Source organism: Pseudanabaena sp. FACHB-2040, assembly GCF_014696715.1.
GTDB lineage: Bacteria > Cyanobacteriota > Cyanobacteriia > Phormidesmidales > Phormidesmidaceae > JACVSF01.
The window spans coordinates 11,812-28,148 of record NZ_JACJQO010000014.1 but is presented as its reverse complement, the minus strand read 5'-3'; the positions used below and the strand labels follow the sequence as shown (position 1 = coordinate 28,148).

Below are 16,337 nucleotides of genomic sequence, written 5' to 3'. Positions count from 1 at the left end.
GCTATAGGGTAGTTTCGTCGATGATGATGTAGACGTCGTGGGGACAGCGGATGCGGCCCTGCGTGGGTTGGGCGGCAGCAGTTTGATTTGCTGTGAGTATTTCCTCTTCGCAGGTTTCCTCGCTGTCGGCGGCACCCCCTGTAGGGAGATTGGCGTAATTGCTCAGATTAAAGGTGTCGGGAGCGGTGCTGTTAACGCCATCACTACCCGTCAAGAAGGCTCCAATCGGATCGTCATACCCACCGCCACCAATGTGAGCATTGCCAATGCTGCCTGCCTCCAGCCGATACGCGCGGGCTTCGGAGCCAAAGGGAAAGGCCCCTGCAATGGGGATGCTGGGGTCAACGTTATTGAAGCTGGGGGAGTCTTGGATATAGATCACTTCGTTCGAGGTGACCATTGCTTTGAAGTGAGCCTTGGCGTCAGAACTGCCGTAAATCTGGTTGATGACAGCATAAAAGTCTTCCTGGCTGCGAATGGGATCTGCGATCGCACCATTGGGATCGATCCGCCGCACCGAGAGCCGACTGCGATCGATATCCAGCAAAGCCCTCTTCACCATTAGCTCAGGCTGTCGGCCGTAAATATCAATGAGATCGTCTAACCGCTGCAGCGCCCCAGCCGTTTGTCGGTTTCGGTGCAGCGCGTCAATAACTTTCAGCTCTGCTTTGATGTGCTCCCGAGCAACTGCCTGAACTTTTTGCGGATCGTCAGCAATCTGCTGCGCCACCTGAGCATAGTTTCGCTGCTTTAGGTTTTGCATCAGGTCATCGGCATTCAGATCTGCGGACGAGTCAAATCGTTTATCTACAAATATCTGGGCTCTGCGACTAGCTACCTGCCCTGACATCTGCTCATCATCAAGCCAGCGCAGCACGACATTGCTGACAGCACTAGGGTCATCTGGTAAGCTGCCGACGCGCGCATGCCAGTCTGGAGGAAGGTCGCTGCCGCCGCCCCCTGCGGCCATCTGCATCCAGTCATCCGATCCCTGCAATTTAATTGCATAGCTGCCGTCACTCATCTGCGCAGCGGCAGCCACCATCGGGTGATTTTTTAGCACGCTATCGAGGGGCTGGTCGGTAACCTGCTGGATCTGCTGCACCAGTAATTGACCATCATCGATGTCGCGCCCGTGCCAGCCTACCTTAAATCCATTGCCAGTACGGGCTGTCTTCAAGCGCCCAAGTTCGGTTTGCCCTATGAAGGTACTAACGCTGAGGCCGTCATCTGTGCGGACCAGGTTGCGAACAAATTCCAGATTCGACAGCTCGCTCAGGCGACTCCGCAGCTTGCTGCCTTCTTTGGCCTTAGCCGCCACAGAGGCCAGGGTTGGCTGCTGGTCAAACAGGCGATAGACCGTTCCTTCCAGCGTGGTAAAGCTGAGCTGATCATCGGCTGTCTGCAGAGTGCTGTAGTCAATGGTTGAACGATAGGCCAGGGTATTCAAGTCATCGACGTTGGAAAAAGCTTTACGGCCTTGAAAGAGAGCTTCATCGGCTAAGGAGACGCCTCCTTGAATGAACCAGTTGGGTTCTCCAAAGAAAGTGAAAGTCTCTGAGTACAGGATGGGCATGGCTTCAGTGGTGGTGCCCAAATACCCCTGCTTGTAAAAACCGACGCTGTCCCAGTCCTTAAACTTGAGGCGATCTTGGTTGGCTCTGGCCCAGTCTGGGAACCACGCATCCCGCTTGACCGACACCGTCTTGAGAAGGTCGAGTTTGTGACTCTGTCCCTCATTGTTAAGCCAGCCAATCAGCAGGCTCCACTTCATAATCTGATTCAACCGCTCATATTCAGGCTCATAGGCGGCGACTTCTTCGTAATGGTCGTTCCACCAGCCGATAAAAGCTTCTGAGCGGGCAGAAGCAACGGTTTCTTCTCCGGGGCGCAACGGATTGGAAGAGGCGGCATAGATGCGAGTTGCATTGCGGGCAAACAACAGGCTGTTGTCAGCATCTGTGATTTGAAAGCCCTTGTCCTGCGGCCCAAACCAAATCCGAGTGTTGGGAAAGTCGAGGGTTTCCTGCTTGTAGATTGAAGCAATGTTGCTGGTAATTTGAGTGGAGGGCAAGAAGTCAGGAACGGCTTCCTGGGGGGCACTGCTACGATGGTCTTGGGACCAGAGCTTAGCCAGCAGATCAGTGTAGAACAACACCATACCCACTTCGGTGCCCTTTAAGTCACCATCGTACCGGGCCTGCTGAAACTGAAAAGCTTTTTCCTGCTCTTGTAAGTAATCACCCAGATATTGATCGTTGAGATTGCTACTGGTTTTGAGCTTGTCCACCAAAATCAGGTAGGGCACCTCATCATCAGCGGTTAGCCCTGCCTCAGCGCTTTGCACATCCTCCTCGGTAATCGGGGCACCACCGAGAGCAATGTAGCCCCTTAAATCAGAGCTGAGTTGATCAAAGGCTGCCTCAAATGCTCGAAAGTCATAGGCTGGATCGAGGGAAAACCCGCTGCCGCTGACCAAGCCCAGTTCAGCCATTTCCTGGTGAGCCTGTGCCTCAATCTCGGCGCGCTCAAGAGGAGAGGCTTCATTCAGCCTGGCATTCCACTTGGCCTCAAAGGCTGCAAAGTTCTGGCGAATTTTCTCCTCAGACTGCCAGATGGCGGCCACATCCTCAACCCGAATGCCGCGATAGCTGCGTCCCTGCAGTTTGCGCCCGCCGAGAATCAGGCCCCCTCCTTGCTGTCGGGCATAGGTGAGGTCATCAATCTCGTTCATGAACTGCTGCAGGTCTGGCAGGATTTCAATGCGGGCTTCTGTGTAGCCTGCTGCTGCTGTAAATAGTGGCTCGGCATCCACCACTTCCCGACGGGTCAGTAGCCCATACTGCTGCTCGGGGTGCAGTTCGTATTCAAAGACCACTAAGCTGCTGGGCATTTGCCCCAAATCCTTGCGGTGCTTATCAGCAATGTGGGCCAGCGCATCCGACCGTTGCCCCGCCTCTAGCTCAGATGGAATTAGGGCGACGACCTCGCCGTTACCCACATGGAGCGACCGGGTGGTGCCGTACTCAAAATTTGAGACCGGGCGCATGTAGCCCTGCCGCACGGTTGAGAGGTCGTAGAGCCCCTGATTGATTTCCTCGGCTGTCAGACTGTGATCGGAGGCAATGGTAAACAGTAGCCAATCTCTGAGTTGATCCTGCTTTTCCCGATCGCTCAAGTCAGCAAAGCTGAGTTCGTCTAGGCGAAAGTCAACAAATTGAGTCTCGTTTTCAGGAAAGTCATTGAAGGGCTTGTCTAAGGCAATGGCTCGGCTTGTCGATCCGGCTGGAATGCCGTTGGCAAATAGCAGGATCATCAGGGCTGTTGCGATCGCAAGCCCGATATAGCTGAGGATGCGGAATTGTTTTCTCATAGCAGGGGGCTTTAAGCTGTAGTGCACGATGGGGGTTGGGGTTTATTCTGCTGTCAGTTCCCGATATCGCTGTCCATAGCGTTGTAGGGTAGCGGCTTCGGGCGAGTTGGGCTGCTGCAAGAACCAGCTAACAAAAGCCTGGGTATAGAGCTGCTTGACCTGGGCTTCGCGGGCATCTTTGCCGCTTAGGGTAGAGCGAGACAAAAAGGTTTCGGCGCTCTCCATCACGACCAGGGGCCGATCGGCCTGAGCAGCGGTCACCAGTTCGGCATAGGCCCGAGCGCGGGTCGTGCGCACCGAAAATTCGTAGAGACCTAGACCACCTGCGGCTAGAAGGGCTGCGATCGCAAGCGCCATCTGGGTTTTTAGAACCGGGTTTTGGCGGCTAAATAGCCAGGGCAGCAGCGGTTCGTGGCTGGGCTGAGGGTCAAGTTGAGTTGGCAGCACAACGGGGTTTTCGATAGGCGGCGGGGGCGTCACAATCGGGATGGCGGCTCCAGTTTTCCAAAGGCGCTGCTCTAAAAAGGCACAGATAGGGCCTGAAGGAAGCACCGCCAGGTCAGGATGCGCCCGACTCACCCGCTGCCAGTCGTCCGTTAGGGAGGCTTTATCTGGAGGGGGCTGCTGCAGAATTTGGCTAAGGCTGTTGTAGAGGGCAAGGGCCTGCTGCTCAGTCGGATCAGGGGGAAACCCGGGCAGGGTGCGCCAGACCTCCATTGCCTGGGCCAGCTTCACCGATGACTGAATAGCAATGACCTGCGGCGACTTCACATAGGCGTCTCTTGAGGTAAAGCCTTTCTTCGCCTGAGCTATGAGCTGCTGTCCCTGAGCCGTGAGGCGAGCATTGGGCTGTCGTTTAAGATTTGCCTTTATCTGCGCTACCTGATCTTGGATCTGGTTCATCAGCTGGGCGAGGTCGTTGCGAGTGGAGAGTGCTCCCTTAAGCTGAGGGGCATAGGTCAGGGCTTTTTCCACCGCAACTAGCCCTGCAGCCACCTCTCCAGCATTGCCCAGCTGAATCGCGTGGAGATGATGCAGATCCCCTAGGTAGTCGTAGAGCACACAATTGTAGGGGTAGGTTTTGACCAGCGTTTCAAACTGACGAATGCCTTTTTGCAGACAGCGAGCATTGGCCCTAAACTGCTGCCGCGACTCCCTTTTTTTGAGGGTCGCCAAAATAGCTGCCCCCTCCACCTCCGCCAGTTCTGTTTGGTAAGCAATAGATTTGGGATAGACGCTGAGGCGATGGCGACAGAGACGAATGGCCTCTCGCCAGTTTTGGTCAGCTCGGTAGCGCTCAATCTGCTGCTGCCAGGGCAGGGCCAGCATCGCCAGCCAGCTCTCTGAAGGTAAGGAAGACTGGGGCAGGAGGGCTTCTAGGAAGCAGAGGTGAGCAAAGTTGCGATCGCACCCGCTCCCCGCTTGAGAACTGTCTGCCGCCTTTTGCTGCAACTGGTTCAGCCCGTTGTAAAACCCACAGTGGGTATCGATCAGCAGCTCCTCTACCAACCGCTGCCTGAGGGTAATAGGGTCTTTGAGCCCTTCAGCATCTGGGTAGTCCCGCGCCAGATCGTCAGCCAAAGCCTGCCAAAAAAAGCCCTGTTTCCTGAGAGCAATAAGCTGATTTTGAACCTGCTGCCAGTAAAAATCGGCCCGCTGCCATTGGGCCGATAATTCGGCCTCAAAGCCCAGCCGATGCTGAATTAGCAACCGGGCTAGATGATCTTGAGGACTAAGGTTGCGGGCAAAAAAGAGTTGCGCCTTAGTCAGATTACGGTAAGCCAAGGCAATCAGATTAACCGCCGCCTGCCGATCAGGGGTCGCTGCTTCAGGCACAGAAGATGAGCTATAGAAATCAGCAGTAATGGCTGGAAAAACGCGCAAAGACGATTGCTGGGGGCGAGCAATCAGGGCAGTCAGTGTCATAGGGCATTCTGGGATGGAATGAGCGAGCTTGACAGACTGTGACGATTTTAGGAGAAGCAATCTCTGCAGATTACTTTAGTAGGAGATTTCAGCGAAAATACGGACAATTCCCGAAAACTTCACATCTCACCCTCCCGGCTCTATGGTTCGCAATGTGTACGCTTTTTTGGTGGGCATTGACCAGTATCCCAGCCCTCTGTCTCCGCTGCGGGGCTGCATCAATGACATCGAAGCTTTCGAGCAATACCTGCACGGGTGGGTTCGAGATAACTCAGGCTATGTGCTACAGCCGCCCCACCGACTAGTCAATCAACAGGCAACCCGACAAGCCATAATCGAGGGCTTTCGCACCTACCTGAGTCAGGCCCAGTCGAGCGATGTCGCCCTGTTCTACTACAGCGGGCACGGTTCTCAGGCTCCGTCACCCCCCGAGTTTTGGGCCATCGAGCCCGATCGGTTTAACGAAACCCTGGTCTGCTGGGATAGCCGCCTGGAGGGGCAGTGGGATCTAGCTGATAAAGAGCTAGCCGCCCTGATTGCCGAAGTCGCCCAAGCCGATCCCCACATCATCGTGATTTTGGACTGCTGTCATTCTGGAACAGGCACGCGCAAGACGCTACAGTCGGTTGCAACCCGGCAAGTTCCAGCCGATACGCGGCAGCGCCCTTTTGACACATTCCTGCTAACGTCCGCTGACCTCTCTACCCTTGCGGCAGCCCGGAGTGCCCATCCCGCTGCTACCCAAGGGCAATTTTCCAGAGGTCGTCACGTCTTGCTGGCCGCCTGCCGCGAGCACGAAGAGGCCCGAGAATTTTTTGGCGGCGGCACCCACCGGGGAGCCTTCTCATACTTTCTGCTGGAAACTCTAAAACAGACCAGTGGGCCACTTACCTACCGCGACCTCTTTAGGCGCACTCAGGCCCGGGTGCAGAGTCAAGTTGCCGCTCAGTCGCCTCAGCTGGAGGCCACCCATGCAGCCGATCTAGATCAGCCCTTTTTAGGGGGAGCCATTGCTCGATCGCATGTCTACTACACCGTTTCCTACAGCGCTGACCACGGCTGGATCATCAACAGCGGCAGCGTCCACGGCATTCCTATCCCTAGCGCTGATGAATGGCCCCAGATAGCGATCTTTCCCTTCCATATCGCCTCAGACTTATTGAAGGATGCTGGGGGTGCGATCGCACAGGCCGAGATCGTCGCAGTGTTTCCCCAACTCAGCCAACTGCGTATCACCCATGGCAGCGAGCATTTGACCGATACACAGGCTGTTTTCAAGGCAGTGCTGACCGCAGTGCCCCTGCCAGCCACAACCGTTTCTCTGGATGGGGATGCTGATGCTGTTCAGCTGATCCGCCAAGCCCTACAAACCGCTAGCCCCAACGGTCAGCCCTCCCCCTACCTGCGAGAGCCAGCGACAACCGAGCTAACTCAGATAAGAGTGTTGGCCCAGGATAATACTTACAGCATCCTCCGCCCCGCCGATGCTGCTCCGCTAGTGAGCCCGCTGCAGGGATATACGCTCGATCAGGCAGCAAAAACTGTGCACCAGCTAGAACAGCTAGCCCGGTGGATGACCGTTGCCGATCTCGCTCCCCCCACCATCAGTCAAATTCCAGCGGATGCCCTGCGCATTCAAATCTATCGCGGCAATCAGGCAGAACCTCTGACTCAGCCCCAGATTCGTTTGGCTTACGAATGGGACGCCAGCCGAAAACAGTGGCAACAGCCAACCTTTCGCATTAAGCTCTCTAACCAGAGTGACCTCACGCTGTTTTGCGCCCTCTACGACCTAACCGAAACCTTTCAAATCACGTCTCTACTGATTGGGGGCACCGTGCGGCTAAACCCCAGAGAAGAGGTCTGGGTCGCTCAGGGACAGCCCATCTATGGCAATGTGTCCAAAGTTTTGTGGCAACAGGGCGTCACCGAGTTTTGCGACATTCTCAAAGCCATTGCCTGCACCGCCGACTTCGATGCGACTCTGCTAGAGCAGGATGAGCTAGGCCATCCTTTAAAGCGTTCGCTAACACAGTCCCAAACTCGAGGGGGTACTCTAAATCGTTTGATGCAGCGAGTTATGACCCGGCACTTGAGCCTCACCCCCGCAACCGAAGACACCATTTATGACGATTGGATGACAAGTCAAATCACCTTTACCATTGTCCGTCCCCAACCAACTGCGCCGATTGACGCGGCCCAAGCTATCGACTTGGGGCAGGGGGTAACCCTCAAACCGCACCCCAGTTTGCGAGGTACTGCCTGCCTAACAACGGCTACCGCAACCCGTAACCTCCATCAACCCGGCTTGCCCCCCCTCCTTTTAGCAGATCCTCAGGTCTCTCAGCCGCTGCAGTTCGCAACCAGCCGCAACGTTAAATCTGACTTGAATGTCCTTGAGCTAAAGAACGTTATCAACGCTGAGACTGTGACCCCCGCGCAACCGTTAACGCTGGTTGCCCCGATTGCCCTCCAACCCCACGAATATGTTTTACCCATTGCCTTTGACGGAGAGTTCTTTTTGCCGTTAGGCCGAGGGCAGGCCCACGGCAACCAAACCGAAATTTATCTAGAGCGGCTGCCAAATCCAATCGGTGAAGGAACTCGGAGTCTGGGAGGCAGCATCCGTATTTTCTTCCAAAAAGTAGTGGCGCAAAAGCTGGGGCTTGAGTTTCCCTATCCCATTCTGGCTGCAGTGGGAAAAGGAATAGAGGAAACGCTTTGCTACGAGGCTGATCGAAGCTCTGTTGCGCAGAAGATATCGGCCGCTCAGACAATTTTGCTGCTGCTTCACGGGATTGCTGGTGATACGCAAAGCATGGTGTTAGGGGTCCGTCAGGCCCAGGGCGAAGAAGGCCAGTCTCTGCTTAGCCTGTATGATTTGGTGCTGACCTTTGACTATGAAAACCTCAATACCTCCATCTCTGATCTAGCCAAACAGTTGAAGGATCGCCTAGCCACTGTAGGGCTAACTCCCAACCACGGCAAAACCTTGCACGTGATAGCTCACTCCCTAGGGGGATTAGTTGCTCGGTGTTTCATTGAGCAACAGGATGGGCATCAGGTTGTGCAACATTTGATTATGCTGGGTACCCCCAATGCTGGATCTCCCTGGCCGACCCTTCAGGACTGGGCAACTGCCGCCCTAACCATTGGCCTTAATAGCTTGTCTTCAGTTGCATTACCTGTCAAAGCGCTGGGCAGCCTGATGGCTGTCATTGAGCTGGTCGATGTTACCCTCGATCAGATGAAGCCAGGCTCAGATTTCTTGAAGTCTCTTGCTGATAGTACTGACCCAGGAATTCCTTACACCGTTATAGCAGGTAATGCATCGCTCATTCCCCTACCAAATATGGCTACTCGCAACCAGGTCATTCGGTTGCTAGATCGAGTAGGCCGGACAGTGGTAGAGTTTCCCTTTATGAGCCAATCAAATGACCTAGCAGCGACAGTCTACAGCATTCGATCCTTACCGCCACAACGGTCCCCTATACCGAGGTCAATGGAAGTAGCCTGCCATCATTTTAGCTATCTAACCGATGCAGCAGCACTCGAAACTTTGAGTCAAGCCCTAGTAGAAACTAACCTGTTATCTCATAGGGCATATTCTGGTAATACCCCTCAACCCAATCAGAATCACCCAGATAGAAACCTTAATCGCCATATCAAGTTTTGGCTGGTCGGCCTACTAGTTATTTCTGGCTTTAGTGCTGCCCTTGGGATCTGGCTGTTTCACAAGCAATCAAACAACCCTAACTCTTCTATCCCAACTATCGCTCTTCGATAACTCTAAGCAGAGGGAATTTTGTGTAGAGCAGCTTTAGGAACTCCGCGAAACAAGTTCATAAGTGCTATCAATATCTGAAAGCCTCGCTCTAGCTCGGGAATGGGAAAGACGTGATCCTGACTAACTTTTGTCAGTCAACCAGCAAAACTAGTCTGCTTGTTAACTACTACAAAAAAGCTAGTCTGTTGGATTATGAAGACATCGGACTCAGAGGAGGGTGATCCTATCACTAAATAAAATGTATGCCGCCTAGCATTACAGGAGAAGGAGAGAGGCAGTTGTACTAAACTTCCTATCTAATTAACTCTACAGGGCGTCTAGGCTGACGTATTCCTGTCTCATCAACTTTACAAGGTGACTAGACAAAATTACCTCTACCTAATTACTCGAATCAGGATACTAGGTGGAAATTTGACTTTAGGTTAAAACGGCATTGTGAAACTATTTTTTGGGCTTTCAAGTTGAGGGTGTCATGAAGTGCTGAGAAATTTAATACCTAACCTAGAGAAAACTAATGGCAGACCCTGGTTGCCTTTGTACACAATTGATGAAAACCAGGGAAGGGAAAGAATTTGTCTATGTTTGCACAACTGCCAGAGCGGCGAATGCACTGGATTCGCTGGACGTTGACTGTTGGCTGGCTACTGATCGTTGCCTCCCTATTTTATGACCCCTGGACATCGGCACTCACCGTATCCGATCACCCCTGGAGCCCCTTGCGGATTCCTGATACCTGTATACAAGTGCAGGGGAAATGCTTATCTGAGCAGCCCTATCCGTTAGGAACTACCCTCTTCTGGGGAGCAATTGTACCAGCCGCAATCTTTATTTTGCTGGTGTTTGGGCATGAGTTATGGCGGCGGATTTGTCCGCTCTCTTTTTTATCTCAAATTCCTCGTGCTTTGGGATGGCAACGACAATTCAAACGAGAGAACAAAAAGACTGGCAAAGTGCGCTACGAGTTGGCAAAGGTTGACCCGAATTCATGGTTGGGTCGGAACTATCCCTATGTGCAATTTGGCTGGTTGTTTGCAGGCTTATGTGGGCGAATCTTGTTTTTCAACGCTGATCGCCTGGTGCTAGCGGGTTGGTTATTGTTCACAGTGGCAGCGGCGATTGCCGTTGGTTATTGGTACGGCGGCAAGTCCTGGTGTCAGTACTTTTGCCCAATGGCTCCTGTTCAAAGTATCTACAGTGAACCGGGAGGCTTGTTGAGCAGCAAAGCCCATACGAGCGAGCAGCTCGTTACCCAATCCATGTGTCGCACTGTGCTACCAGATGGTAAAGAGCAGAGTGCTTGCGTAGCCTGTCAAAATCCTTGCATCGATATTGACGCTGAACGTACCTATTGGAACAGCTTAAACAAACCCGAAACCTCATTTCTGCGCTATGGCTATGTGGGTTTGGTGATTGGCTATTTTGGCTATTACTATCTTTATGCGGGCAACTGGAATTATTACTTCTCTGGGGCGTGGCTACGGCAAAGCGATCAGCTCGCTTCACTACTTGATCCTGGACTCTACCTGTTTGGACAGGCAATTAATATTCCTAAGTTGGTTGCGGTTCCAGCAGTGCTGGGTGGATGCACGGCACTTGGGTATTGGGGAGGACGGTGGATCGAAAAACGTGCTAAAGCTTACAACCAGCAACATCAAGCAAATCTGACGACCGAAATCATTCGACATCGCCTATTTACCCTATGGACCTTTGGTATCTTCAACTTTTTCTTCATCTTTGGGGGTCGTCCCCTAGTACAGCTTCTCCCTTTGTCGGTGCAATACCTCTACGACCTGGGTTTAGTGACGCTGAGTACCCTCTGGCTCTATAAAACCTGGCGGCGCAGTCCTGATCTTTATTCCCGTGAAAATCTAGCCAATCGATTCCGCAAACAGTTAGAGAAATTGCAGTTTAATGTTTCACAGTTTTTGGAAGGGCGGACGCTGAGCGATCTCAATACTCATGAAGTGTATGTATTAGCTAAAGTGCTGCCTGGTTTTACCCGAGAGAAACGACATCATGCCTACAAGGGAGTTGTGCGAGAAGCACTGGAAGAAGGTTATGTGAACTACTCCAGCAGTCTAGAAGTTTTGCAGCAGATGCGTCAGGAGTTGGGCATTACGGATGACGAACACCGCCTTGTGTTGGAGGAATTGGGTATTGAAGATCCAGAGTTGCTCAATCCGGATCGTCAACGCAGCTTAGAAAATCAGATCCGCTTGAGCGGCTACCGCAAATCATTGGAGCGGTTAATACTGCTGCAACGCAAGCAGCCTGACCGTACCGCATTTGAGCAGTTGTCATTTCAGGATTCAGCCGCTGTTCGTTCTCTGCGCTACCAATATTCCATCACTCCCCAAGAGGAAGAGTGGATTCTGAGCGGATTTTCGGGCAACTCTAGTAGTGTCAAAAAGGCAGAGTTTCTTCTTGCTCAGCTACCGGAATTGATCGGCTGCTACCGCGCCCTGAATCAACCGATGCTGCACAAGCACAAAGCGGTTTTAACCCTGCTACAAGAAAACATCATTCATAAAAAAGAACTGATTGTGCGATCAATTCTGGAAAACCTGTCACTTCTCCAGTCTGATTCAGCAGCCTTAAGCTTGGCACAGTCTTTACAACAGGCTTCACCTGCTATTTTAGGGGAGATTTTAGATCAGGAGAATTGGGGCGATCGACTGCCGTCAGAGATCCTGCAATGTTTAACCCAACCAGGAGCAATGCCTGTTTCCTGTTCACTAGAATTCTCTCCTCAGGAAATTCTAGAGCATCTAGAAGCTTTGCTCCAGGAGCAAAATCCTATAACTCAGGCGGCAGCGCTCTATGTCATTGCTCAATTGGATGCAGAACGCAGTCAGGCGATCGCTCGAAATTGTCGTCACCAGTTCAATTCCCATGTCGTTCAGGAAGCTATCAATCGGCTACTGTCTTGGCACCCATCATCAACAGCAAACTCATCTTTGACCGAATTCCCAACGTTAGAGAAATTGGTTTATTTATTCAATAGCGACTTTTTCCATCGGATGCAGAGTGCAACGCTCATTGCTCTTGCTGAGCGGGCAGAGGTGAGAACCTACAACCGAGGAGACGTGATCACAGAAGCAGGAGATACTTGTCGAGAATTGTTGCTGTTGATGGAAGGCGATGCCAGAATTCACTACCAAACTGGATCTGAGGTTCGGGTGGAAAAGCTTCATCCTGGACAAACCCTAGATGAGCTAGAGGTTTTAGCTCATAGCAACTCAGAAAATACGATTGTTACCGGCAACGACAGTACCCGGATTCTGGCTATTTCTGTTGATGCCTTTGATGATTTACTTGACCGCGATCCTGATTTTGCCCGACGAGTTTTAGAATTAGAAAGTCGGCAACTTCAGCGATTTGTGCGATCAGTGCAGCTATATTAAGGATAAGACCTTAATTGACTGACAAAAGATGTAGAGGCTGAAAGTGAGGTAGGGAGGGAAGTGGAGCCTGGTTTAAGCTGAGAAGTTACCACACCAAACAGCTGCAGCAATGACTCCGACTTCCCGCCTCTATGATGCGTTGAATAGATTTGTGCGTCAATGCGAGATTAGGTGGCGCGATAGACGTCCTGTTGAGACGCTCTGCTGGATGATCATCGGCATCATCCAAAGCTAGAATGTCCATCTCAGTGGATTTGGGGTGTACGTCAAGAGCCGTGCCCGGCAAGCCCAGTCGCATCAACGGCGGTTTCGCCGATGGCTCTCGAATAGGCGCATCGATAGTATGGCAGCCCATCACGCTCTGGTGAGACAAGCCCTATCGTAATGGGGCCAGTGTCGGTTGTATATGAGTTTGGACACAACACTAGCGTGGAACTGCTTCTGTATTGTTTGGGTAGGCGTGGTTTATCGGGGAAGAACTGTTCCGATTGCCTGGAAAGCCGTGCGCCAATCGAGCAGCACCGTCAGACTGTTGACGATTCAACGGGTGCTCAGGCAAGCTCAGCGGGTGCTACCCGAGAATGCGGCTGTCGTGCTGTTGACAGACCGGGGCTTTGCCGATGGCAAGTTGATAAAATATCTCAGGGAGACGCTAGCCTGGCACTTTCGTATCCGCATCAAACGCTCCTTCTAATTTCAGAGGCAAGGCCAGTGGCACTAGGTCTCATCTGTGCATCTACAGCCTGGAGGGGCTCACTTCACAGGCCCTGTTTCACTCGGTAAAATCAAGCCCTACCCCAATCTTTACCTGGCCTTTGCCCATGATGCGCCGAGCGACCAGACTTGGGTGATTGTCAGTGATAAACCCACGACCTTGCAGACCTTTGCCCAATATCAACTGAGGTTCCAAGTGGAGAATCCTTCTTAACCTCAAGTCGGCTGGCTTTAACCTGGAAGCGTCACGGTTGCGCGACCCCTTTGCCCTTTCTCAGCTCTGTGGAGTGTTGGCGCTAACCACCTTGTTTTTGGTGCTTCAGGGTACCCAGGTAGTTGAATCGGGTCAGCGCCAGCGGGTTGACCCTCACTGGCAAGGGGCATGAGCTATTTCAAGTTGGGCTGGAACTGGATCCGTCTTGCCATCACACAGCAGTGGCACATTCAACTGGTTCGGTTCCTATCGAGTCGGCCTGACTCTCAACCGGCCATCCCCTCTAAGCGGCAACTGAAACGCTCTTTTGAACGTTAATTCACTGTCCTGAGCCGTTTTCCAGTTTCCTAGTTTTGTCAGTCAACTAGGGTTACCCCCTCAAGTTTGACTGTTACAGCTGTGCGGAATCAGAGATAGGAGTTGTCCACTAAGGTTCCAGGGTGGCCTCAACCAACATTCTGCGGTGGACTGATTGTCCACGTGTCGAAGACGGTTTCAGCGGTATCGCTAAATCGAGCCAGGCGATTCTAGCTGGTTGAACTGCCAGAACTCAGCCGGGAGGAGGGAATGAAGATGGACAGCAGAAAGTCGGAGGCCAACCCCTGAAGATCCTTTGGTAGGGCATTGACGTAAGCTTCAACTTCCTCATCACTTCCGGCCATTAGCAGGTCGACTAGGTCGTTCTTCTGCTGTTCTGTCAGGTCTCGCATCGGTTTTGCCGCTATGTATGCCCCTAGTGTTCCTGCAGTCCGCCAGAATGTCACACGGGAACAGAGCCAAAGCAGCTTGGGTTAAGCCTATCTTGTCACGACATTTATGGTGGGCTGAAGATTTTCAAGCAGTTTGGGCAATCTCTAGGAGACCAACTCAGGCGGTTAAGAACGGACGCATTCACACGGATAAACAAAGGTTTCTGTGCCGTAACTGCAGTTAAGTAGGTTCAGTAGATCACAAACTCACGAATTAATCAGGGTTTTGCCCAATGCGATTACGCCCCACTACCATACATGACAGCAGTAGAAGCTTCACACCTTCTCCCATAAAGCTTATGTGAGAAGGTTTCCAGGATAGCCTCTCATTTGAAACGTTCAGCAGGCAAGCCTTTCACGAACCTTTTCGATCTACTGAGACTGAATAGCGATCGCACACCAACACTCTATCTGCGACCGCATCGAATCTTTATCGGGTACTGGTCAAGTATCTCAGTGCTGAACTAGCACAATGGAGTGTAGACTGCATCCACCGTTTCAAGGAGAGCCGTCATGATTGCATCCCCTGAAAAACATTACATGGCCCCAGCAGCCTACCTTGAGTGGGAAGCCCAGCAAGAGCTGAGGTACGAATACGCAGAGGGTGAAGCCTATGCCATGACAGGCGGCACCATCCCTCATAATGCGATCGCAATCAACCTCATTGCCGCCCTACGCAACCATGTACGTGGAGGCCCCTGTCGAGTATTAGGCTCAGATGCCAAGGTCGCTATTACCGAGCAAGGCCCATTTTTCTATCCAGATGTCTTGGTGACTTGCGACGAACGCGACCGACGAGCCATCAAATTTGTTCAGTTTCCCTGTTTGGTCGTAGAAGTGCTTTCCCAAACCACAGAAGCATACGACCGAGGCGCTAAATTCAGACAATATCGTCGCCTAGAAAGCTTGCGTGAATACGCTTTGATCAGTTCCGACCAGATGAGCGTGGATATCTTTCGGCTCAATGAACACAGCAAATGGGAACTGACCCCTTACAGCGCAGGAGACACCATTCAACTCACCAGTGTTGATTTTGAATTTCCCGGTGATCTGCTTTACGAAGAGGTGGAACTGCCCACCTAACTGCACCATTCCTCCCCGCTGCTATGATGACCGCCCCAGCTAGCCCCGCACCCACTCCCTCACCGCCCGCCGCAAGGTCAACCGCCCCAAACTTCGATTTGCCTCAATCACCTGTGGCAGCACCCTCACGTTCAACCCCGGAAACACCCGATTTTGCACTGCTTTCCATACTCCCCAGCCTGGAGGTGATAAATCTTCGGCTCCCCGGTGTCGTAGCACCAGACTTCGGGCACGCCCAACCGTGCATAGATGGGAAACCGCTCTAGAGGCTTACTCGTCAAGTCAATCTCCAAAGCTAGATCGGGAGGCGGGTCTTGGCTCAGGTAAATATCTTCCCTGCCGCCCACCCTGGCCTCATTTTGAAAATAGAAGCAATTGTCCGCTTCTAAACCTGCCTGTTTCGCCTGCTTTCGCCAGGTGGTAGAGCCATAGCTCTTGTAGTCTAGCTGGAGTGTTTCAGCCATATCTTCAATGGCAATGCTAATCGTTTGCTTGAAATATTCATGTTCTGGCAGCGGCGTCATAATCTCCAAGGTGCCGTCACAATAAGACTCTCGAGAGGTTCTGACAATTGCCTAGCTCGGTCAAAATGGCCTTAAAGGCATCCCAACCAACCCCTTGAAAGAGCACTCGCTGTCCTAGGGGTACCTGAATCTGCCGAACCAGAATTTGTACAACCATGTTTTGCATTGAACCGCAGCGGTTCTTTGACAAGGGAACTTAGGACGATTAGCCCCTCCGAAACTGAGATCGCACCCTTCCTCTTCGCCCAGGCCCTCAACCTCGACTTCCCAAAAAGCTGATCTGCGTCGTGCCCCTACAGACGCTGTCCAATGACCTCACCCATGAGATGAGCTAGCCACCACTATTCAAGATGCGATCGCACTCTCAATCGCTTCTCTACTCTGAGTTATCCCCCTACTTTGCGATCTCATCCTGAACCAACGCAACTGTCCCCTGCAAGACCGCAATGCGAACCGCCACTCAAACTCTTAAACCCCTTGCGATCTCACTCTGAATTAACCCTGCTTTGCGATCTCATCCCGGCTCGAGACCTCCATCCACGCTGCACCACCACTGGCAGAAA

General features: G+C 52.4%; 9 protein-coding genes and 1 pseudogene. 6 read left to right on the top strand and 4 right to left on the bottom strand.

All coding sequences use genetic code 11. The features are described 5' to 3' along the window. Position 1 precedes the first annotated feature (1 nt). Positions 2-3,373, bottom strand: a complete 3,372-nt coding sequence (locus tag H6G13_RS17185) for a hypothetical protein (protein ID WP_190484993.1) — start codon at positions 3,371-3,373, stop codon at positions 2-4. A gap of 42 nt (positions 3,374-3,415) precedes the next feature. Beyond that, a complete protein-coding gene (locus H6G13_RS17180; protein WP_190484992.1) occupies positions 3,416-5,299 on the bottom strand; it encodes a hypothetical protein in 1,884 nt (627 codons plus the stop codon). 142 nt (positions 5,300-5,441) lie between these two features. Here H6G13_RS17180 and H6G13_RS17175 point away from each other — a divergent pair, with 142 nt between their 5' ends. The 5 genes from H6G13_RS17175 (at position 5,442) to H6G13_RS29185 (ending at position 13,590) form a co-directional block, all read left to right on the top strand. Next, complete coding sequence (locus tag H6G13_RS17175; protein ID WP_190484990.1) at positions 5,442-9,086, top strand: caspase family protein; 3,645 nt, start codon at positions 5,442-5,444, stop codon at positions 9,084-9,086. Between the two features lie 578 nt (positions 9,087-9,664). Then, the gene (locus H6G13_RS17170) at positions 9,665-12,490 is read left to right on the top strand and encodes a cyclic nucleotide-binding domain-containing protein (RefSeq protein ID WP_190484988.1); all 2,826 of its coding nucleotides are present in this window, start codon (positions 9,665-9,667) and stop codon (positions 12,488-12,490) included. 412 nt (positions 12,491-12,902) lie between these two features. Beyond that, the gene (locus H6G13_RS17165; RefSeq protein WP_206756529.1) at positions 12,903-13,184 is read left to right on the top strand and encodes a hypothetical protein; all 282 of its coding nucleotides are present in this window, start codon (positions 12,903-12,905) and stop codon (positions 13,182-13,184) included. A 36-nt stretch (positions 13,185-13,220) separates the two neighbouring features. Continuing rightward, the gene (locus tag H6G13_RS17160) at positions 13,221-13,418 is read left to right on the top strand and encodes a hypothetical protein (RefSeq protein WP_190484984.1); all 198 of its coding nucleotides are present in this window, start codon (positions 13,221-13,223) and stop codon (positions 13,416-13,418) included. Between the two features lie 37 nt (positions 13,419-13,455). Further along, positions 13,456-13,590 (top strand): hypothetical protein, encoded by a 135-nt coding sequence (locus H6G13_RS29185; RefSeq protein ID WP_277882525.1) that lies wholly within the window; start codon positions 13,456-13,458, stop codon positions 13,588-13,590. A 355-nt stretch (positions 13,591-13,945) separates the two neighbouring features. On the opposite strand, the gene H6G13_RS17155 is transcribed toward H6G13_RS29185, so the two are convergent. After that, on the bottom strand, positions 13,946-14,128 hold the full coding sequence (locus H6G13_RS17155; protein WP_190484982.1) for a hypothetical protein: 183 nt from the start codon (positions 14,126-14,128) through the stop codon (positions 13,946-13,948). A 552-nt stretch (positions 14,129-14,680) separates the two neighbouring features. Here H6G13_RS17155 and H6G13_RS17150 point away from each other — a divergent pair. Next, on the top strand, positions 14,681-15,250 hold the full coding sequence (locus tag H6G13_RS17150; RefSeq protein WP_190484980.1) for a Uma2 family endonuclease: 570 nt from the start codon (positions 14,681-14,683) through the stop codon (positions 15,248-15,250). Between the two features lie 39 nt (positions 15,251-15,289). Here the strand turns inward: H6G13_RS17150 and H6G13_RS29510 are convergent. Beyond that, positions 15,290-15,931 (bottom strand): annotated as a pseudogene (locus H6G13_RS29510) (Uma2 family endonuclease). Positions 15,932-16,337 lie beyond the last annotated feature (406 nt).